The following is a 15,676-nucleotide window of genomic DNA, read 5'->3' as shown; positions in this document are numbered from 1 at the left end:
TTTATGCAAATAACGGCCTGTTTCCTTTTCCTTTCCCGTGGTTTGCAGTACCTTTGTGCGGCTAAACACAAAACATAACGACATGGCAACAACATCTCCTGCTTCGGCTGTTCCCTATACCCATACCCTTCCCTGCGGCATGCGCGTCATCTGTGCACCGTCGGCCACGGACGTGGTATATTGCGGCATCGCCGTCGATGCCGGCACGCGTGACGAACTGCCGGACGAAAACGGATTGGCACATTTTTGCGAGCACCTGACTTTCAAAGGGACGCACCGACGCCGCTCGTGGCATATCCTGAACCGCATGGAAAGCGTGGGAGGAGACTTGAACGCCTATACGGGCAAAGAGGAAACCATTTACTATACGGCTTTCCTGAAAGAACACTTCGCACGTGCCGTGGACCTGTTGGCCGACATCGTGTTGGGCAGCACCTATCCCCAAACGGAGATGAACAAAGAAGTGGAGGTGGTCATCGACGAAATAGAAAGCTACAACGATTCGCCTTCTGAATTGATTTTCGATGATTTCGAAAACCTTATCTTTTGCGGGCACCCCTTGGGACGTAACATCCTGGGCGAAGCCGGACGCCTGCGCGGATTCCGCAGCGAGGACATCCAACGTTTCGCCCGGCGGCTGTACCGTCCCGACCGGATGGTCTTCTTCGTCTACGGACGCATAGAACCGGCACAGGCCTGCCGGGAAATCACCAAAGCCCTGAAACGGGTGGCCTCCTCCTTGCCCGAAAACCATCCTTTCCAAACGCTTCTCCAAGCAGACGCTTCCCCTGCGCGGCCTGACGGGAACGATGCCGGACGCACGGCTGTACCGGAATACCGCCCCCAGACCGTCACGCTGCACAAAGACACCCATCAGGCGCACGTCATGATAGGCGCACGGGCTTACAGTGCCCGCGACCCGCGCCACCTGAGCCTCTACCTGCTGAACAATATCTTAGGAGGCCCGGGCATGAACTCACGCCTCAACCTGAGCCTGCGCGAGAAGCACGGCCTTGTATATACGGTGGAAAGCGTCATGACCACTTACACCGACACCGGCTTGTGGAGCGTATATTTCGGCTGCGACCCTCACGACGTGGCGCGTTGCCGCCGCCTCGTGCTGAAAGAACTGCGACGATTGGCCGAAGCCCCGTTGGCACCCCATGCGTTGGAAGCCGCCAAACGGCAAATCAAGGGCCAGATAGGCATCTCTTACGACAGCTTTGAGAACGTGGCGTTAGCCATGGGAAAAACGTTCCTGCATTATGACCGGGCACGCGACCTGAACCGTCTATACCAAAAGATAGACGAGCTGACGGCAGAAGGCCTCCATGCCGTGGCACAAGAGCTTTTCCGTCCCGAAAACTTGACATTCCTCATCTACCAATAACCCGTTCAGGAGGCGCGGAAATCACTGTCAGCACAAACGAAAATCAATCTGCGCCAAATGATTTTTCAATCTCAGTCGATTGATTTTTCATTTGGCGCAGATTGATTTTCCACTTTCCGGAAGGTCGTCAACACTCTTCCGAAACGGGCTTCAGGACAGACTTAACCTACTCTTTTACTTCAAGATAACCTTTCGCACGACAGGCGTTCCGTCCCCATCGGTCTCGCAGACTACAAGATAGAGGCCACGGCTCATCCCGGGCACATCAAAAATATATACATTCCCGTCAGGACGGGCAAGGGCTGCCTGCATGCCTTCCGCTGTCACGAGACGCACTTGGCGCAACGGAACAGACGACCGTACCATAACGCGCCCTTGTGCCGTCCAGACTGCCACGTCCGGCATCGCCCCTACCTTTTCCACGCCGGAAGGGTCATACACCAATATGACTGCTTCCGAATCAGAAGTCTCGCCGAAACTTCCGGTAGCCCGCACGGTATAGATATTTTCACCAACAAGCGGCACGGCATCCGTAAAGTTCACGTCAGATGTCTCGCCCAATTTGACACCGTTGCGATATACGGCATAACCCTCCACCAAGGTTTCCGAAGGAGCGGAATAAATCTCCACGTCATCGATTTGCCACCAATAAGACAATCCCACATCGTTCGTATCGTAGGCATGGAAAGCCACGCGCATGCGGTCGGACTGATAAGCGGAGAGGTCGATGGTGATTTTCACATATTGGTTCAGCACATCGCAGTCCTTGATTAAGTCGTACACCGGTGCCCATGTTTCCCCTCCGTCGGTACTCACTTCCACATAATAGTATTGGTCCTTGATGTCCTTCTGCGGAGCAATGGACTTGCTCCAGAATGACAATTCACGGCCATAAGCGAACACTGGAGAAATAAGGCGTTCGTCCTGATGCTTATCCTCCCAAGCACTCTTCATGTACATGGAATAATTTCCGCTGTAAGGCATGTAATTCTTGGCAGCCTCCTGCCACGTCCATCCCCTGTCACCGGCGTTCTTTATCGTCCAACCATTCGGATTGGCCGTATCTTCAAAACCGTCCGACAACACGGGAGCCCCCTCTTGCGGAGCCGTCCATGCCAGTTCCACCTTCCCGTCCTCCGTCACACGGGCGGACAACCCGGACGGGGGCAGGATGACATTGGACTGTTGATGTACGGTCAATATGGTTTTCAGCCCGGCATCCGAAGGCGAGGTGAAGGCCAATTCTGCCTTGCGCGTCTGCGCAGTGGCATTTTCAGACAGGGTTTCCAAAGTGACAGTAGTCTTTCCCGCCTCTCCCTGCTGCGGCGACAGTTTCAACCAATCGGGTAAGCCGGACACAGTCCAGTCCACATCAGCCTCCACCGAAAACTCGAGCTTGTCGCCCGCCGTGCCGCCAAACGTCACAGCTTCTTCGGACAGTTTGATCTGATGTCCCAGGTTCTCCAGATTGAACGAAAGGGTCTCGCCGCACGACGAGATATTCGTCAATGCGAAACGTGCCACCGTACCGTCGCTGTAAAAGGGCTTCACTTCTGCGTCTCCCCCGAAAGCCGTACGCCCGCTCTCCTCGCTGAAAGCCGCCTTTTCTATGTCCCCGTCGGCCGTCACCGTACCGCCTGGCCGGAAAACGTATACTTCGTCCAGACGGGTTGTCCCGTTATAGTTCACGTTACCGCCCGTATAAGCCGGATTGATGCGGTAAACCAACAAGCCGGATTCCGGCAGGCCGCCGTCAAACGTGCTGCCCTCCCTGCGGCGGTATTCCACCACAAAATATTCTTCGGAACCGACGGGCTTGATTTTATAAGCCACATTCTCTTTCTTCTCTCCCCCGACCGGGTTCAACACGTATGTGCCCGGTTCCGAAATCTCAGGAATCTCGTCCAACCAACCGCAATAGCGATACTTCGTGTAAGCCGACATCTGTTGGGGCACAAGAAGATTGTCCGACATCAAGTCCCAGACTCCGACGGGATTTAAATTGTCATTCACGTGATATAGGTCATACGTACCGAGAGAATGCGACATTTCGTGGCAAATCACTCCGGTGTTCAACGGTATGGGTTCCAACGAAGCCCAACCGTTCGCATCATCGAACACCATCAGGTAACCGACCAGTTTCTTACCTTTTATATATATGGCCTTTTCATCGGGCAAAGCCAGGTCGGAACGGTGGGGCCACAATAAATACTTGTTACTGAGGTCCGAACGTCCGCTCAGCACGATACACATGTTATCCACGATGCCGTCGCCGTCCGCATCCAACGGTGAGTCCTCCGGAAGCGCATCGGAAAGCCAGGCCGCCACTTCGCGGATAAGGGCTTGTTCCCGCGCCGCTTTGTCCACCTCGTCCTCATAACCTATGTCGTTGATTTCCCCTTTCGGCTTGTAATATCCCCGCTCCCTGTTGGCACGATAAGAAATGACCTTTCCGTCCACCGCCTTCGGATAAAAACTGCTTTTCCAAGAAAGCTGCCCGTAAGAAGCCTCACGAAAATAGCTGTATACGGAATTCGCCCCTGACGTAGCGTCATTAAACAACTGTTCATACATCGAAAAAGGATGCTCGAACATCTCGTCGTTATCCTCATCCAAGAAACGTACGAAACAAACTAAATTACTCAAATTTCCCTTGTTCTTCCCGGCTTGAACTGGAATAACACACAATATCCCCAAGAACAGGAGAAAAAAACTACAAGAATAAACTTTCACCATAACCCTTCGGCATTTGATTGATACTATGCGCAAAGATATTCATTTTTCCATACGACGCCGAGATTTACTTTCTTTTTTTCCATTCTTGGATGTAAAAACAGCTTTAAAATTCCTCATTTGCGTAAATCGGATACATTCCGAACAGTTCTACTCCTACACCATACAAGTTGGCTAAGGGTACATTGAAAACATATCTCTTAATAAGAGAGCGATGTTTCATTTACACCTGGCAGTCACACTTACAAAATGAAGAGTCAAATGCTTATTTGATGAACTTAATTATAGTCTTTGTTATATGAAAACATGCATTTTGTTTTGTGGGTTTCATCCTTTTGCTTATCTTTGAGGGTGTTATAGAGTTGCATAATTATGCAATCGCTCTCTTATTAAGAGAGCAACCGGTTCGCAGGAAGAATAAAAACGGACAAAAAGAGACTAAAAACTATTTCCTAATTAAAAACAAACGTCTATGAAGAAGTATCTACTCTCTATCCTATTCGCCATGTTCGGCATCGTCACTTATGCACAAACCGAACCGGCCATCACGTTAACCGTTGAAATCGACGGTAATGCACGCAATTTGGTCTTTGCCATGACAGAAACCGGTCATAAACTGCAAATCGACTGGGGAGACGGAAAACTCGTGGAAACAGAAGAAATTGCCGTAGCAGACGAATACGGTGCGACTACTACCGTAACCGGTACGCCCACCGGGGAAGGTATCATCAAAATCTATGGCAACGGCATCACTGTATTCGGCTGCGACTCACACCTGGAGGGAGCACATGTAACAGCCATTAACACATCGGCTGCCACCGACTTGAAAGAACTGAACGTGTATACCAACGCACTGAAGACATTGGACCTCAGCCAAAACACGAAGTTGGAAAAGCTGAACTGCTACAACAACGACTTGGAAACACTCGACCTCACGGCAAACAAGAAACTGACACGCCTGGATGCCAAAGACACGCCCTTGGCCAAAATTGACTTGACCCAAAACAAGGAACTGAGCTATTTGTCGCTCAACAACTGCCCGATAGAAGCCATCGACTTGTCGAACAACACGAAACTGTCGAGCCTGTACCTGCTGAACTGCAAACTCACAGACATCGACCTGAGCAAAAACACGGCTCTTACTTATGTCAACTTGAACAACAACCAACTGACCTCTTTGGATGTGACAGCAAGCGAGGCTTTAGGCACCTTGTTCTGCATGGGCAACCAATTGACGGAACTTAAGGCCGACAATGTGACCAAAAGCGTGAACTGTAGCAAAAACAACTTCACGTTGGCCACCTTGCCCGCACTGCCTTGCAAGACTTACACTTATGCCCCGCAAAACGCCTTGCAAATCATGAAACGAATATGGCAGGGTGAGAAAATCGACCTTTCCGCACAAGACAACCTTACCGGACTGACTACCGAAGCACAAAAAACCACATTCGTATGGAAAACAGGCGACACCGAACTGCAGGCGGGCACGGACTACACAATGGAAAATGATGTATTCACGTTCCTGAAAGCTTTCGACGAACCTGTTTACTGTGAAATGACCACAGAGGCCTTCCCTAAATTTTCAGGCACAAATACTTTTAAGACCGCACAGACTACCATTGAAACCGAGCCGGAACTTTACTTGACGCTTACCGCTGACGTGGACGGCAATGAACGTAACCTCACATTCGCATCCACAACGGAAGCCAACCGCATCATGGTGGATTGGGGCAACGGACAGCGTATGACAACGGACACCATCGCATTGGCAGACGAATATGGTACGACTACCACCGTGACCGGTACACCTGCCGGAGAAGGCCACATCAAAATCTATGCCCGCGAAATCTCTGTCTTCGGCTGCGATTCACGTGTGGACGGCGCACAAGTGACTGCCGTCAACACATCGGCCGCCACCGACTTGAAAGAACTGAACGTGTATACCAACGCACTGAAGACATTGGACCTCAGCCAAAACACGAAGTTGGAAAAGCTGAACTGCTACAACAACGACTTGGAAACGCTCGACCTCACGGCCAATACGAAATTGACCCGCTTGGATGCCAAAGACACGCCCTTGACCCAAATAAACTTAACTCAAAATACGGAATTGGATTACTTGTCGCTCAACAACTGCCCGATAGAAGCCATCGACTTGTCGAACAACACGAAACTGTCGAGCCTGTACCTGCTGAACTGCAAACTCACAGACATCGACCTGAGCAAAAACACGGCTCTTACCTATGTCAACCTGAACAACAACCAACTCACTTCGTTGGATGTGACGGCAAGCGAGGCTTTAGGCACCTTGTTCTGCATAGGCAACAAATTGACGGAACTCAAAGCCGACAACGTGACCAAAAGCGTGAACTGCAGCAAGAACAACTTCACGTTGGCTACCCTTCCCGCACTGCCTTGCAAGACATTCACCTATGCCCCGCAAAACGCCTTGCAGATTGCAGCGGAAGTAAAAGCGGACGAAACCGTAGACCTCTCGGCACAAAACCATATTACCGGACTGGCAGAGAGCCCACAAACGACCACTTACACGTGGATGACCGAGGACGGCACGGCACTCGTAGCCGGAACTGACTATACCGAAGAAGACGGCGTGTTCACCTTCCTGACGAAGCAAGATTCGCCCGTGTACTGCGAAATGACGACTGAAGCTTTCCCGAAATTCAGCGGTTCAAATACGTTCAAGACCACAACCACACTCGTGGAAGGCGGAAGCAATATAGAAGGCACTCGCCACAATGCCCCTGCCATTACGGCCACACGCGGCAACGTGCTAGTAACAGGATTGACAAACGGTTGCGAAGTGAAGGTTTACAACCTGTCCGGACAGGCCATTGCCATACAGGCTGCAAGCGGAAATGCAGTGAACTTCAGCCTCGAACCGGGCTTGTATATTGTAAAAGCCAATCACATCTCATGTAAAGTAAACGCCCAATAATATAGCACATATACTGGAGAGGAGGGTAAGACGAGTTCTCATCCTCCTCTCTTATCTTCTGCTGTCTACAAATCAATCACTCAAAAATAAGACGATTATGAGAAAAAGTACAGGAATAACTCTCGCCTTGTTGGCCACTCTGGCTGTCTGCCAACCAACCGAAGCCAAAAGAAAGAGCAAAAAGAACAAGAATGCAATAACGGCATTGGTAAAAGACTCCGTCAATGCCGATTATAAAAAAGTGACCAAAAACGCCGCCGTACAGAAAGGCTTGTTCACCACCTTATACAATGCCAAAGAAGGAAAACTTTACTTCGAAATCCCGGACTCCGCTTTCGGGCGTACCTATATCCTGGCCAACCGCGTAGCGGCTACGAGCAACACACGGGATTTCGTAGCCGGACAGATTGCCACACAGCCGCTATTAATCCGCTTCAGCAAGGACGAACGGAACGTGTACATACACCAAATACAAAGCAGCGACATCGTAGCGGGGACAGACCCCATAGAATCGGCTTTCGACAAGAACTTTTATGACCCCGTGCTGAAAGGGTTCAAAATCGCGGCCCAAAACGGAAAGAACGTGGTAATCGACGTTACGGCTTTCTTCGGTGCCAACGAAAAAGCCATCAGTCCTATCAAGACCGATAATCCGTTAAGCAAACTGCTCGGAGGAGGCAACTCACTCAAAGGAACTTTCGTACCGGATGCTTCTGGCATCGTCAGTTCGAAATGTTTCCCGGAAAACATCGAAATCAAAAGCCGCCTTTCATTCACCCTCACCCCGCTCGGCCAACCTTACTCGGTCATCATGCACCGTTCGCTCTTTGCATTGCCCGACGACCCGATGCCGATGCGCCTGCAAGACAACCGCGTAGGTTTCTTCTACTCCGACAAAAGCATATATACTTCGGAACAAGACCGCCTCATCCGGCGCACGTTCATCCATCGTTGGCGTTTGGAACCGAAGAAAGAGGACTTGGACAAATACTTCCAAGGCGAACTGGTGGAACCGCAGAAGCCCATCGTGTTCTACGTAGATTCCGCTTTCCCCGAAAAGTGGCGCACGGCCATCCATCAGGGCATCGAAGACTGGAATACGGCTTTTGAAGCCGCCGGTTTCAAGAACGCCATCAAAGCTGTGGATTATCCTAAAAACGACCCGGACTTCGACCCTGACGACATGCGCTACAGCTGCTTCAAATATGCTGCGACATCCACGGCCAACGCCATGGGGCCCAGCCATGTGGACCCGCGTACGGGCGAAATCCTTACCGGTGACGTCATCTGGTACCACAACATCATTTCCCTTCTCCACAACTGGCGTTTCGTGCAGACGGGAGCGGTAGACCCAAGAGTACGTTGCCAGGTATTCGACGACGACGTGATGCGCGAATCCATCCGTTATGCAGCCGCCCACGAAATCGGCCACACGCTCGGACTCATGCACAATATGGGGGCCAGCTACTCTTTCCCCGTAGATTCGTTACGCAACCCTTCTTTTACGCAGAAGTACGGCACGACACCGAGTATCATGGACTATGCCCGCAATAACTTCGTCGCCCAACCGGGTGATGTCGAACGGGGTGTAAAACTGACACCGCCCGTATTGGGCGTGTACGACATCCACGCCATCAACTGGGGCTACCGTTTGATTCCCGGTGCCTCAACTCCCGAAGCCGAAAAACCGACATTGGACCAGTGGATAGCCGAAAAGGCAGGAGACCCCATGTATGAATTCGGAGCACAACAGCTTTTCGGCACCGTAGACCCGACCGACCAAACGGAGGACTTGGGCGATGACCATATCAAAGCCGGCAACTATGGCATCAGCAACCTCAAGATTCTAATGCAAAACCTTGAAACATGGAACATGGAACGCGGCGAACGCTACGACGAGATGGAAAACATGTACCGCGAAATCGTCAACCAATACAGCCGTTACCTGCGCCACGTCATGCCTTATATCGGGGGTATCCGTTACGAAGAGATACGGCAAGGAGACGGCAAGGAGACGGCCAAACACTATATCGACCGCAACCGGCAGCGTGAAGCCATGCTTTGGCTATTGGACCAAGCCCGCACTTACAACGAATGGTTGACAGTGAAAGAACTGATTGGTAAATTTGAAATCAACATGAACGTGAACGACAAATTGCAAACCATGATTGTCAGCTCGCTCATCAACTCGGCCACACTTTACCGTATCCAAGAAGGCGGTCTCATGGATCCGGCAAACAACTACCGCCTCGACGAATATCTGGACGAGGTCACCACGGCCCTCTTCAAGGCCCCGACCGGAGGCCGTTTGTCTGATGCCGAACAAAATTTGCAAGCCGCAGCCATCTCCGTCATGCTGAAAAATACGGGACTGGCCCCTACGACAAAAGCCTCGACAAGCCTCGTTGGCTACACGGATGTTGCCCCAAACCCAACCACCGGACAGGAAACTGCACAAGAAGATGCTTTCGATGAAATGGCTTCAAACTTCCCTTGCTCTTGCGGCATGAGCCACGGCAACGAGTTTGCCCGCATCAACTTCGGACTGCCCACGCTGACCAAGGAACAAATCGGCGCTCTCATGACCGGACGCTTGCGCAAAGTGCTCAACCTTTACAAGTCGCGCCGCGCCGCTGCAACCGGTTCCACTAAAGATTTCTACGATTATCAGATCCTGCTCATCGAGCGGACATTTGCCAATTAAACGCATTACACCATGGGAAAAAGAATAACTGCGCTGTTCATCGGCGCCTTGTGCCTGGCCGGGGGACTGGCGGCACAAACCCCACAACCCATATTGAAAGGCAAGGTGATAGACCGCGGAGGCGAGACTGTCATCGGAGCCCACGTCAAATGGAAGAATGCACAGGGAGGAGCCGTAACCGACCTGGACGGTAACTTCTCCATTCCGGAAACTGGGACGGAACTGGTCATCTCATTCCTCGGATACAAAACCCAGACCATCAAAATCAAACCCGGACAGAAAAACCTTGTAGTCACGTTGGAAGACGACGCACAGGACCTGGACGAACTCGTCGTAGTGGGATACGGCACGCAAAAGAAAGCTTCGCTCACCGGCTCCATCGAGACCATCAAGAGCAAAGACCTGCTGAGCCTGCCGACGGCCAACCTCGATGAAGCCCTTTACGGGCAAGTGGCCGGCCTGCAAGTCATGCAAACCACCGGTGACCCGAGCAGTGCCAAGGAAGCTAACCTGCATATCCGGGGTATCAATAATTCTCCTTTGCTTGTCATCGACGGCGTGCCGCGTTTTGGTACGACCACCAGCGACGGGGAAATGCGCTTGTCCGACCTGAATCCTGACGACATAGAGAGCATCTCTATCCTGAAAGATGCCGCTGCCGCTGCCGTATACGGTGCCCGCGCCGCCAACGGGGTGATTTTAGTACAGACCAAACGGGCATCCGGCAACCAAAAAGTGTCGGTCAACTACCGAGGGCAGATGAATATCCAGCAAGCCACGCAATTGCCGGACTTCCTTGACGCTTACGAATACGCCAAACTCTACAACCGTGCCGTGGAGAACACGCCGGGAACCACCAATACGGCCTATACTCCCGAACAGTTGGAAATGATACGCACGCACTCCAATCCGAACGTGTACGGCGATGAAAACTTGTTGGATTACCTGGACAATGTGGGGTATACCACTACGCACAGCGTATCGGCCAACGGAGGTAACCAATACGTGAAATACTACATCTCGGGCGGATATACCCATTCCAAAGGTTTATACAGCGGAGTCAACCGCGACCGTTTCAACTATTCGGCCAAACTGGATGCTACCCTGACCAAAGGCTTGGTGCTCTCGCTCGACCTCACCGGTTCGCGCTCCAATAGCAAGAATTCCAGTTATACGACCATCGACAACGCTTATAATTTCTCGCCGTTGCAGGTTTTGCGTTTTGACAATGGTTATCTGGCCAGTGCTGATGGCAGCAACCCGCTCATCAACGTGGAAGGTCTTGGCGGCTACATCAAAGACACGGGAAAGATGAACACCATCACGGCCAACTTGCGTTGGGAGCTGCCTTGGGTGAAAGGCCTCTCCGTCTATGCCCGGGCTACGTTCGACAACAATACCCGCATAGAGAAAACCTTCAATAAGCCTGTTACGCTCTACACTTACGACCAACAGACAGGACAGTTCGATACCGACCCGAACACGGTCTACCCGACCGCCAAAGTCTCCATCGAACAAATCGACCGTTTTGTAGACAACCAACTTTATGAAGCCGGAATAAATTACAACCGTACATTTGCCGCCAAACACGACGTAGGTGCCATGCTCGTAGCCAACTACCAACAGACGCACAACCAATACATGACGGGCGAAAACCAAAACGCCAGCATCTATCCGGAGACCATCGGGACAGCCGTGACCGCACGCCTGTTGGGCAGCGAGACGTACAACCAACGTGCGTCCCTCATCGGACGACTGAACTACGGCTATGACTACCGTTACTTTGTGGAAGCTAGCTTCCGTGTGGACGGTTCCACTTATTTCCACCCCGATCACCGGTGGGGCTTCTTCCCTTCGGTATCGGCCTCGTGGGTGCTGTCTAACGAAACGTTCTTCAAAAACTGGAAACAAAAGGTGCTCTCCAATGTCAAGTTCCGGGCTTCCACAGGTCTGCTCGGCGATGACGGACTGGTCGGAGAGTACTCTTACCTGCTCACTTATATAGAGTCTACAAGAGAGGGTTATAACATCGGGGGGAATTACCGTCCGGGCATCATCATGTCTACAGGCAATTATCCCAATCCCGAACTGACGTGGGGAAAGTCGCACGACTATAACATCGCTGCAGACCTGGGTTTCTGGGACAACCGCTTCGGCCTGACCTTCGAACACTATTGGCGTTACGAAACGGATAAAATCACAGCAGCCCCGTCTTATCTCTACCCACCTTCGACCGGTGTGGACGGCAACGTGCCCAACATGAACTTCAGCAAACTGAAAGCCTGGGGTTGGGACTTGACATTGACCCACCGCAACACCGTCGGCAAGGTGAAGTACAACGTAGACCTGACACTGGCCAAGAGTCAGGACAAATATCTGGATTTCGGCGATGAGTCGAGCGTTACTCCTAACCTGCGCCGTGTGGGACGCAGCAGCATGGTATGGTCGATGTATGAAGCCGAAGGCCTGTTCCAGTCGCAAGAAGAGATTGACAACTGGCCGCTCGATCAAGACGGACAAGGCAATGCCACACTGGCCCCCGGCGACATCAAGTACAAAGACCAGGACGGAAACCACGTACTCGACACCAAAGACTTGGTTTACGTGAAAAACTCTTCCAACCCGGACTTTAATTTCAGCCTGCGCCTCGGTGCAAGTTACAAAGGATTTTTCGTCAACGTCATGTTCCAAGGCGCCACAGGTTACCAACAGAACATCAAGGAACTTTACACCACGAACAGCGGAAGCTTACAGCGGTTCCAGAAATACCACCTGACGGACACCTGGACACCGGACAATCCCGGTGCCTCACTGCCGCGCATCAAATTTGCCACGGCTAATGACAACAACCGTAAAGAGTCTACTTTCTGGGTAAGAGACTGTGACTTCCTGCGCCTGAAATCCCTGTCATTGGGCTACGCCCTGCAACCGGCCGTGCTGAAGAAACTCAAGTTGACGTCGGCCAGCATTGCCTTGCAAGGCAGTAACCTGGTCACTTGGTCTTCACTCAGCGACTTGGGGATGGACCCGGAATCGTTGCGCGGCTATCCTATCCAACGTTCTTACGGAATCACCTTGAATTTAGGTTTCTAAGTCTAACTTCTTAAAACGAATTGTTATGCTTCTCAAAAAATATATCCTCTGCGGATTGTTTGCCGCCAGCCTTACCGCTTTCACGGGCTGCGACGACCTGTTCCGCGACACACCCGTAGACAAGATGTCGGAAAAAGACATCTGGAAGAACCCCATGCTTTTGGACGAATATGTCTTGCCATGGTACCGGAACATGAACTCCGGCTTCTCTACTTACGTTCCCACAACCATCTCTTTGGTCAAAAGTGCTTCGCGTTACTACATGCCCTGGTTCGGCGATCAGATAGTGCCCTCCAAGAACGACTATTACAATGCCGGTTACGGTGATTTACTGAAAAGCAACACCAAAGAAATCACTAACTGGGCACAAGTACAATGGTCGAACTACTATACACAGATACAGTCCGTAAACCGCTTGTTTGTCAACCAAGGCGAGATTGCCGAAGGTAGCCAAAAACAGCGTATATTGGGCGAGGCACATTTCTTCCGCGCCTACTATTATTATATGCTCTGGAGGCAGTTCGGCGGGGTAATGCTCATCCAAGAGCCTCTCGACCCGTTGAATGACAGCCGGAAATATCCGCGGGCCTCATACGAAGAAATGGTACGGGCCATCGTGGACGACGCCCGGGCTGCCGCCACCGTCCTCCCTTTGGAATATGATGCTACGGACGAAGGGCGCATCACCCAAGGAGCAGCTCTCATGTTGGTGGCTAAAACATTCCAATGGGCTTCGAGCGACGTATTTCAGAATCAGGAAAAAACGTATCTGGGCTTCAGCGACGACCGTTCTCACGACATGCTCGACTCGGCACGGGTAGCCTACGAAACCCTCATGGGCCTGCAGCACTACGACTTGATACAGATAGCCGGAACGGATGAGGAAAGTATCAAACAAGAATACCGGAACATATTCCTCACCAAGAACAGCAAGGAATCCATTCTTGAAGTACAGCACTCTGACGACGGCAATTACGACACGGGCTTCGGCCATAAACTGGATCGTGACGCCGCCGCTCCCCACTTTACGGGCACGACAGCCGCTTATACGCCCACGCAGAACCATGTGGATGAATATGGCATGCGTGCCGGCCTCACTTACGATGCACAGCACCCTTATGTGGGACGCGACTACCGCTTCTACGCCAATATCCTGTATGACGGCTCCACCTATAACGGGCATGTCATGGACATACACTACACACGCGAAGGCAACAACGAAATCCCGGGAGAGGACCTGACGGCCTACGGCACGTCCACCACAGCAGCCGTGACCCGCACGGGGTACTATATGGGCAAGTTCGTCAACGAAAAACAACAAATCAACAACGACGAAGCCTACGCCAGCAGCCAGAATTACATCATCTGGCGTTATGCGGAAGTATTGCTGGATTATGCAGAAGTAATGTTCCGGTTGGGCAACACAGAAGCGGCACGTACCCAGGTGAACGCCATCCGCCGCCGTGTACACATGGACGAGTTACCCTCGCTCACATGGGAGCAACTGGTGAATGAACGCCGCGTGGAACTGGCTTTTGAAGAAACTTCATATTGGGATTTTTTCCGTTGGGGCATAGCTGAGGAAAAGCTGAATGGAACGAGCAACCCGCTTAAAGCGATGAAAATCGTGAAACGTGGCGAAACAACCACTTATTCCATCAGCAACATGAACCGTTTCCCACAACGTGTACGCGTGTTCCAAAAGATGCAGTATTACCTTCCCATTCCTTGGGACGAGATACGCTACCACGGCATCGACCAAAATCCGGATTGGGTAGAAGTATAACATAGATATTAGTGATTGTTTAACTAAAAAGAGAAAGAAAATGAAAAAGATTATCAGTACCTTAATTTTAGGTTTGGCCTGTACCATCGGAGTACAGGCACAGGAGTACAACCTGTTTTATGATGTCGACGCAGACGGTTGGCTTTGGTTTGACTCCCAAGAAAAGATAGACAAGTATGTAGGCCTTTGCAACGAAGCGGACAATAAAATTGACCCGAATGGCAAAATCATTCAAATGGTACCGGCAGACATCGCTCCCGATTATCCTCCCACTTATGCCGACCCGTTCTGGGAAGGTGCCGGAGAAGGCGGTGAAATCGGCGCAGAAGGTTTCCGTACGGGAGCCATCGTCACAGCGGCCTCATCGGCTAGTATGAGTACAAACGGAGGAGGCTTTGCTGTCCTCATGCCCTCTTGCTCCACATACAGCATTTGTCTGTCCCGTGAAGGAAGTACATACGTACGTATGATGGGGTCTAAGGATATCAATACTGTATTCACCAACTATGATGTCATCAGTGCAGCTTATTCCACTGTATTCAAACCACTGTTTCGCGGAGGGATTTTCACTTGGACAGGCATAGAAAACCTGACGAACGGTAACGAAGGAGCCTATTCACTCAAAAGCAACCAACCGATTTATGCTTATTTCCAGTCGTTGACTGCCGACCCTATTTACATCCACGGCATCCGCGTGACCACTCCGACCAACAGCACGGTGGACATCAAGGAAACCGTAGCCCCGAAGTCCCGCATCTTCTTTGAGGGCAACCGCGTGGTGCTGAATGAAACAGCCGACATCAAGGTGTATAACGCCAATGGACTGCTGATGAACGCCGCCCATACCGACCGTATGGATCTGTCTAACATGCCCAAAGGCATCTATATCGTGAAAGCCGGTGACTCTGTCCGCAAATTAGCCGTGCAATAATCCGCAAACTTTCCGGACTCATGAATACAAAAGAAATCTCCGCTAAGCCACATTGAACTGCCCCCCAAAAGTTAGACACAAAA

At 51.4% G+C, this 15,676-nt stretch carries 7 protein-coding genes; 6 read left to right on the top strand and 1 reads right to left on the bottom strand.

Translation table 11 applies throughout. The features are described 5' to 3' along the window. Positions 1-139 precede the first annotated feature (139 nt). Positions 140-1,390 (top strand): M16 family metallopeptidase, encoded by a 1,251-nt coding sequence (locus HMPREF9442_RS12850; RefSeq protein WP_008629359.1) that lies wholly within the window; start codon positions 140-142, stop codon positions 1,388-1,390. A 174-nt stretch (positions 1,391-1,564) separates the two neighbouring features. Here HMPREF9442_RS12850 and HMPREF9442_RS12845 read toward each other — a convergent pair whose 3' ends face one another. After that, on the bottom strand, positions 1,565-4,036 hold the full coding sequence (locus HMPREF9442_RS12845) for a M6 family metalloprotease domain-containing protein (RefSeq protein ID WP_253271114.1): 2,472 nt from the start codon (positions 4,034-4,036) through the stop codon (positions 1,565-1,567). Positions 4,037-4,595: 559 nt separating this feature from the next. Between HMPREF9442_RS12845 and HMPREF9442_RS12840 the strand changes: the two genes are divergently transcribed. The 5 genes from HMPREF9442_RS12840 (at position 4,596) to HMPREF9442_RS12820 (ending at position 15,593) form a co-directional block, all read left to right on the top strand. Further along, positions 4,596-7,079, top strand: coding sequence for a leucine-rich repeat domain-containing protein (locus tag HMPREF9442_RS12840; RefSeq protein ID WP_008629351.1), 2,484 nt, complete (start codon positions 4,596-4,598; stop codon positions 7,077-7,079). Between the two features lie 97 nt (positions 7,080-7,176). Next, the gene (locus HMPREF9442_RS12835) at positions 7,177-9,783 is read left to right on the top strand and encodes a zinc-dependent metalloprotease (protein ID WP_008629349.1); all 2,607 of its coding nucleotides are present in this window, start codon (positions 7,177-7,179) and stop codon (positions 9,781-9,783) included. Positions 9,784-9,795: 12 nt separating this feature from the next. Next, the gene (locus HMPREF9442_RS12830; protein ID WP_008629347.1) at positions 9,796-12,876 is read left to right on the top strand and encodes a SusC/RagA family TonB-linked outer membrane protein; all 3,081 of its coding nucleotides are present in this window, start codon (positions 9,796-9,798) and stop codon (positions 12,874-12,876) included. A 25-nt stretch (positions 12,877-12,901) separates the two neighbouring features. Further along, a complete protein-coding gene (locus HMPREF9442_RS12825; protein ID WP_008629345.1) occupies positions 12,902-14,662 on the top strand; it encodes a RagB/SusD family nutrient uptake outer membrane protein in 1,761 nt (586 codons plus the stop codon). A gap of 40 nt (positions 14,663-14,702) precedes the next feature. Next, positions 14,703-15,593, top strand: coding sequence for a T9SS type A sorting domain-containing protein (locus tag HMPREF9442_RS12820; protein WP_008629343.1), 891 nt, complete (start codon positions 14,703-14,705; stop codon positions 15,591-15,593). Positions 15,594-15,676 lie beyond the last annotated feature (83 nt).

This window comes from Paraprevotella xylaniphila YIT 11841 (assembly GCF_000205165.1).
Taxonomy (GTDB): domain Bacteria; phylum Bacteroidota; class Bacteroidia; order Bacteroidales; family Bacteroidaceae; genus Paraprevotella; species Paraprevotella xylaniphila.
This window is presented reverse-complemented; position numbering and strand designations above follow the sequence as displayed.

What these genes read in the sequence shown, in the direction of transcription:
- HMPREF9442_RS12825 (WP_008629345.1), top strand. Translation starts at nt 12,902, where the DNA reads ATGCTTCTCAAAAAATATATCCTCTGCGGATTGTTTGCCGCCAGCCTT.
- HMPREF9442_RS12830 (WP_008629347.1), top strand. Translation starts at nt 9,796, where the DNA reads ATGGGAAAAAGAATAACTGCGCTGTTCATCGGCGCCTTGTGCCTGGCC.
- HMPREF9442_RS12835 (WP_008629349.1), top strand. Translation starts at nt 7,177, where the DNA reads ATGAGAAAAAGTACAGGAATAACTCTCGCCTTGTTGGCCACTCTGGCT.
- HMPREF9442_RS12850 (WP_008629359.1), top strand. Translation starts at nt 140, where the DNA reads ATGCGCGTCATCTGTGCACCGTCGGCCACGGACGTGGTATATTGCGGC.
- HMPREF9442_RS12820 (WP_008629343.1), top strand. Translation starts at nt 14,703, where the DNA reads ATGAAAAAGATTATCAGTACCTTAATTTTAGGTTTGGCCTGTACCATC.
- HMPREF9442_RS12840 (WP_008629351.1), top strand. Translation starts at nt 4,596, where the DNA reads ATGAAGAAGTATCTACTCTCTATCCTATTCGCCATGTTCGGCATCGTC.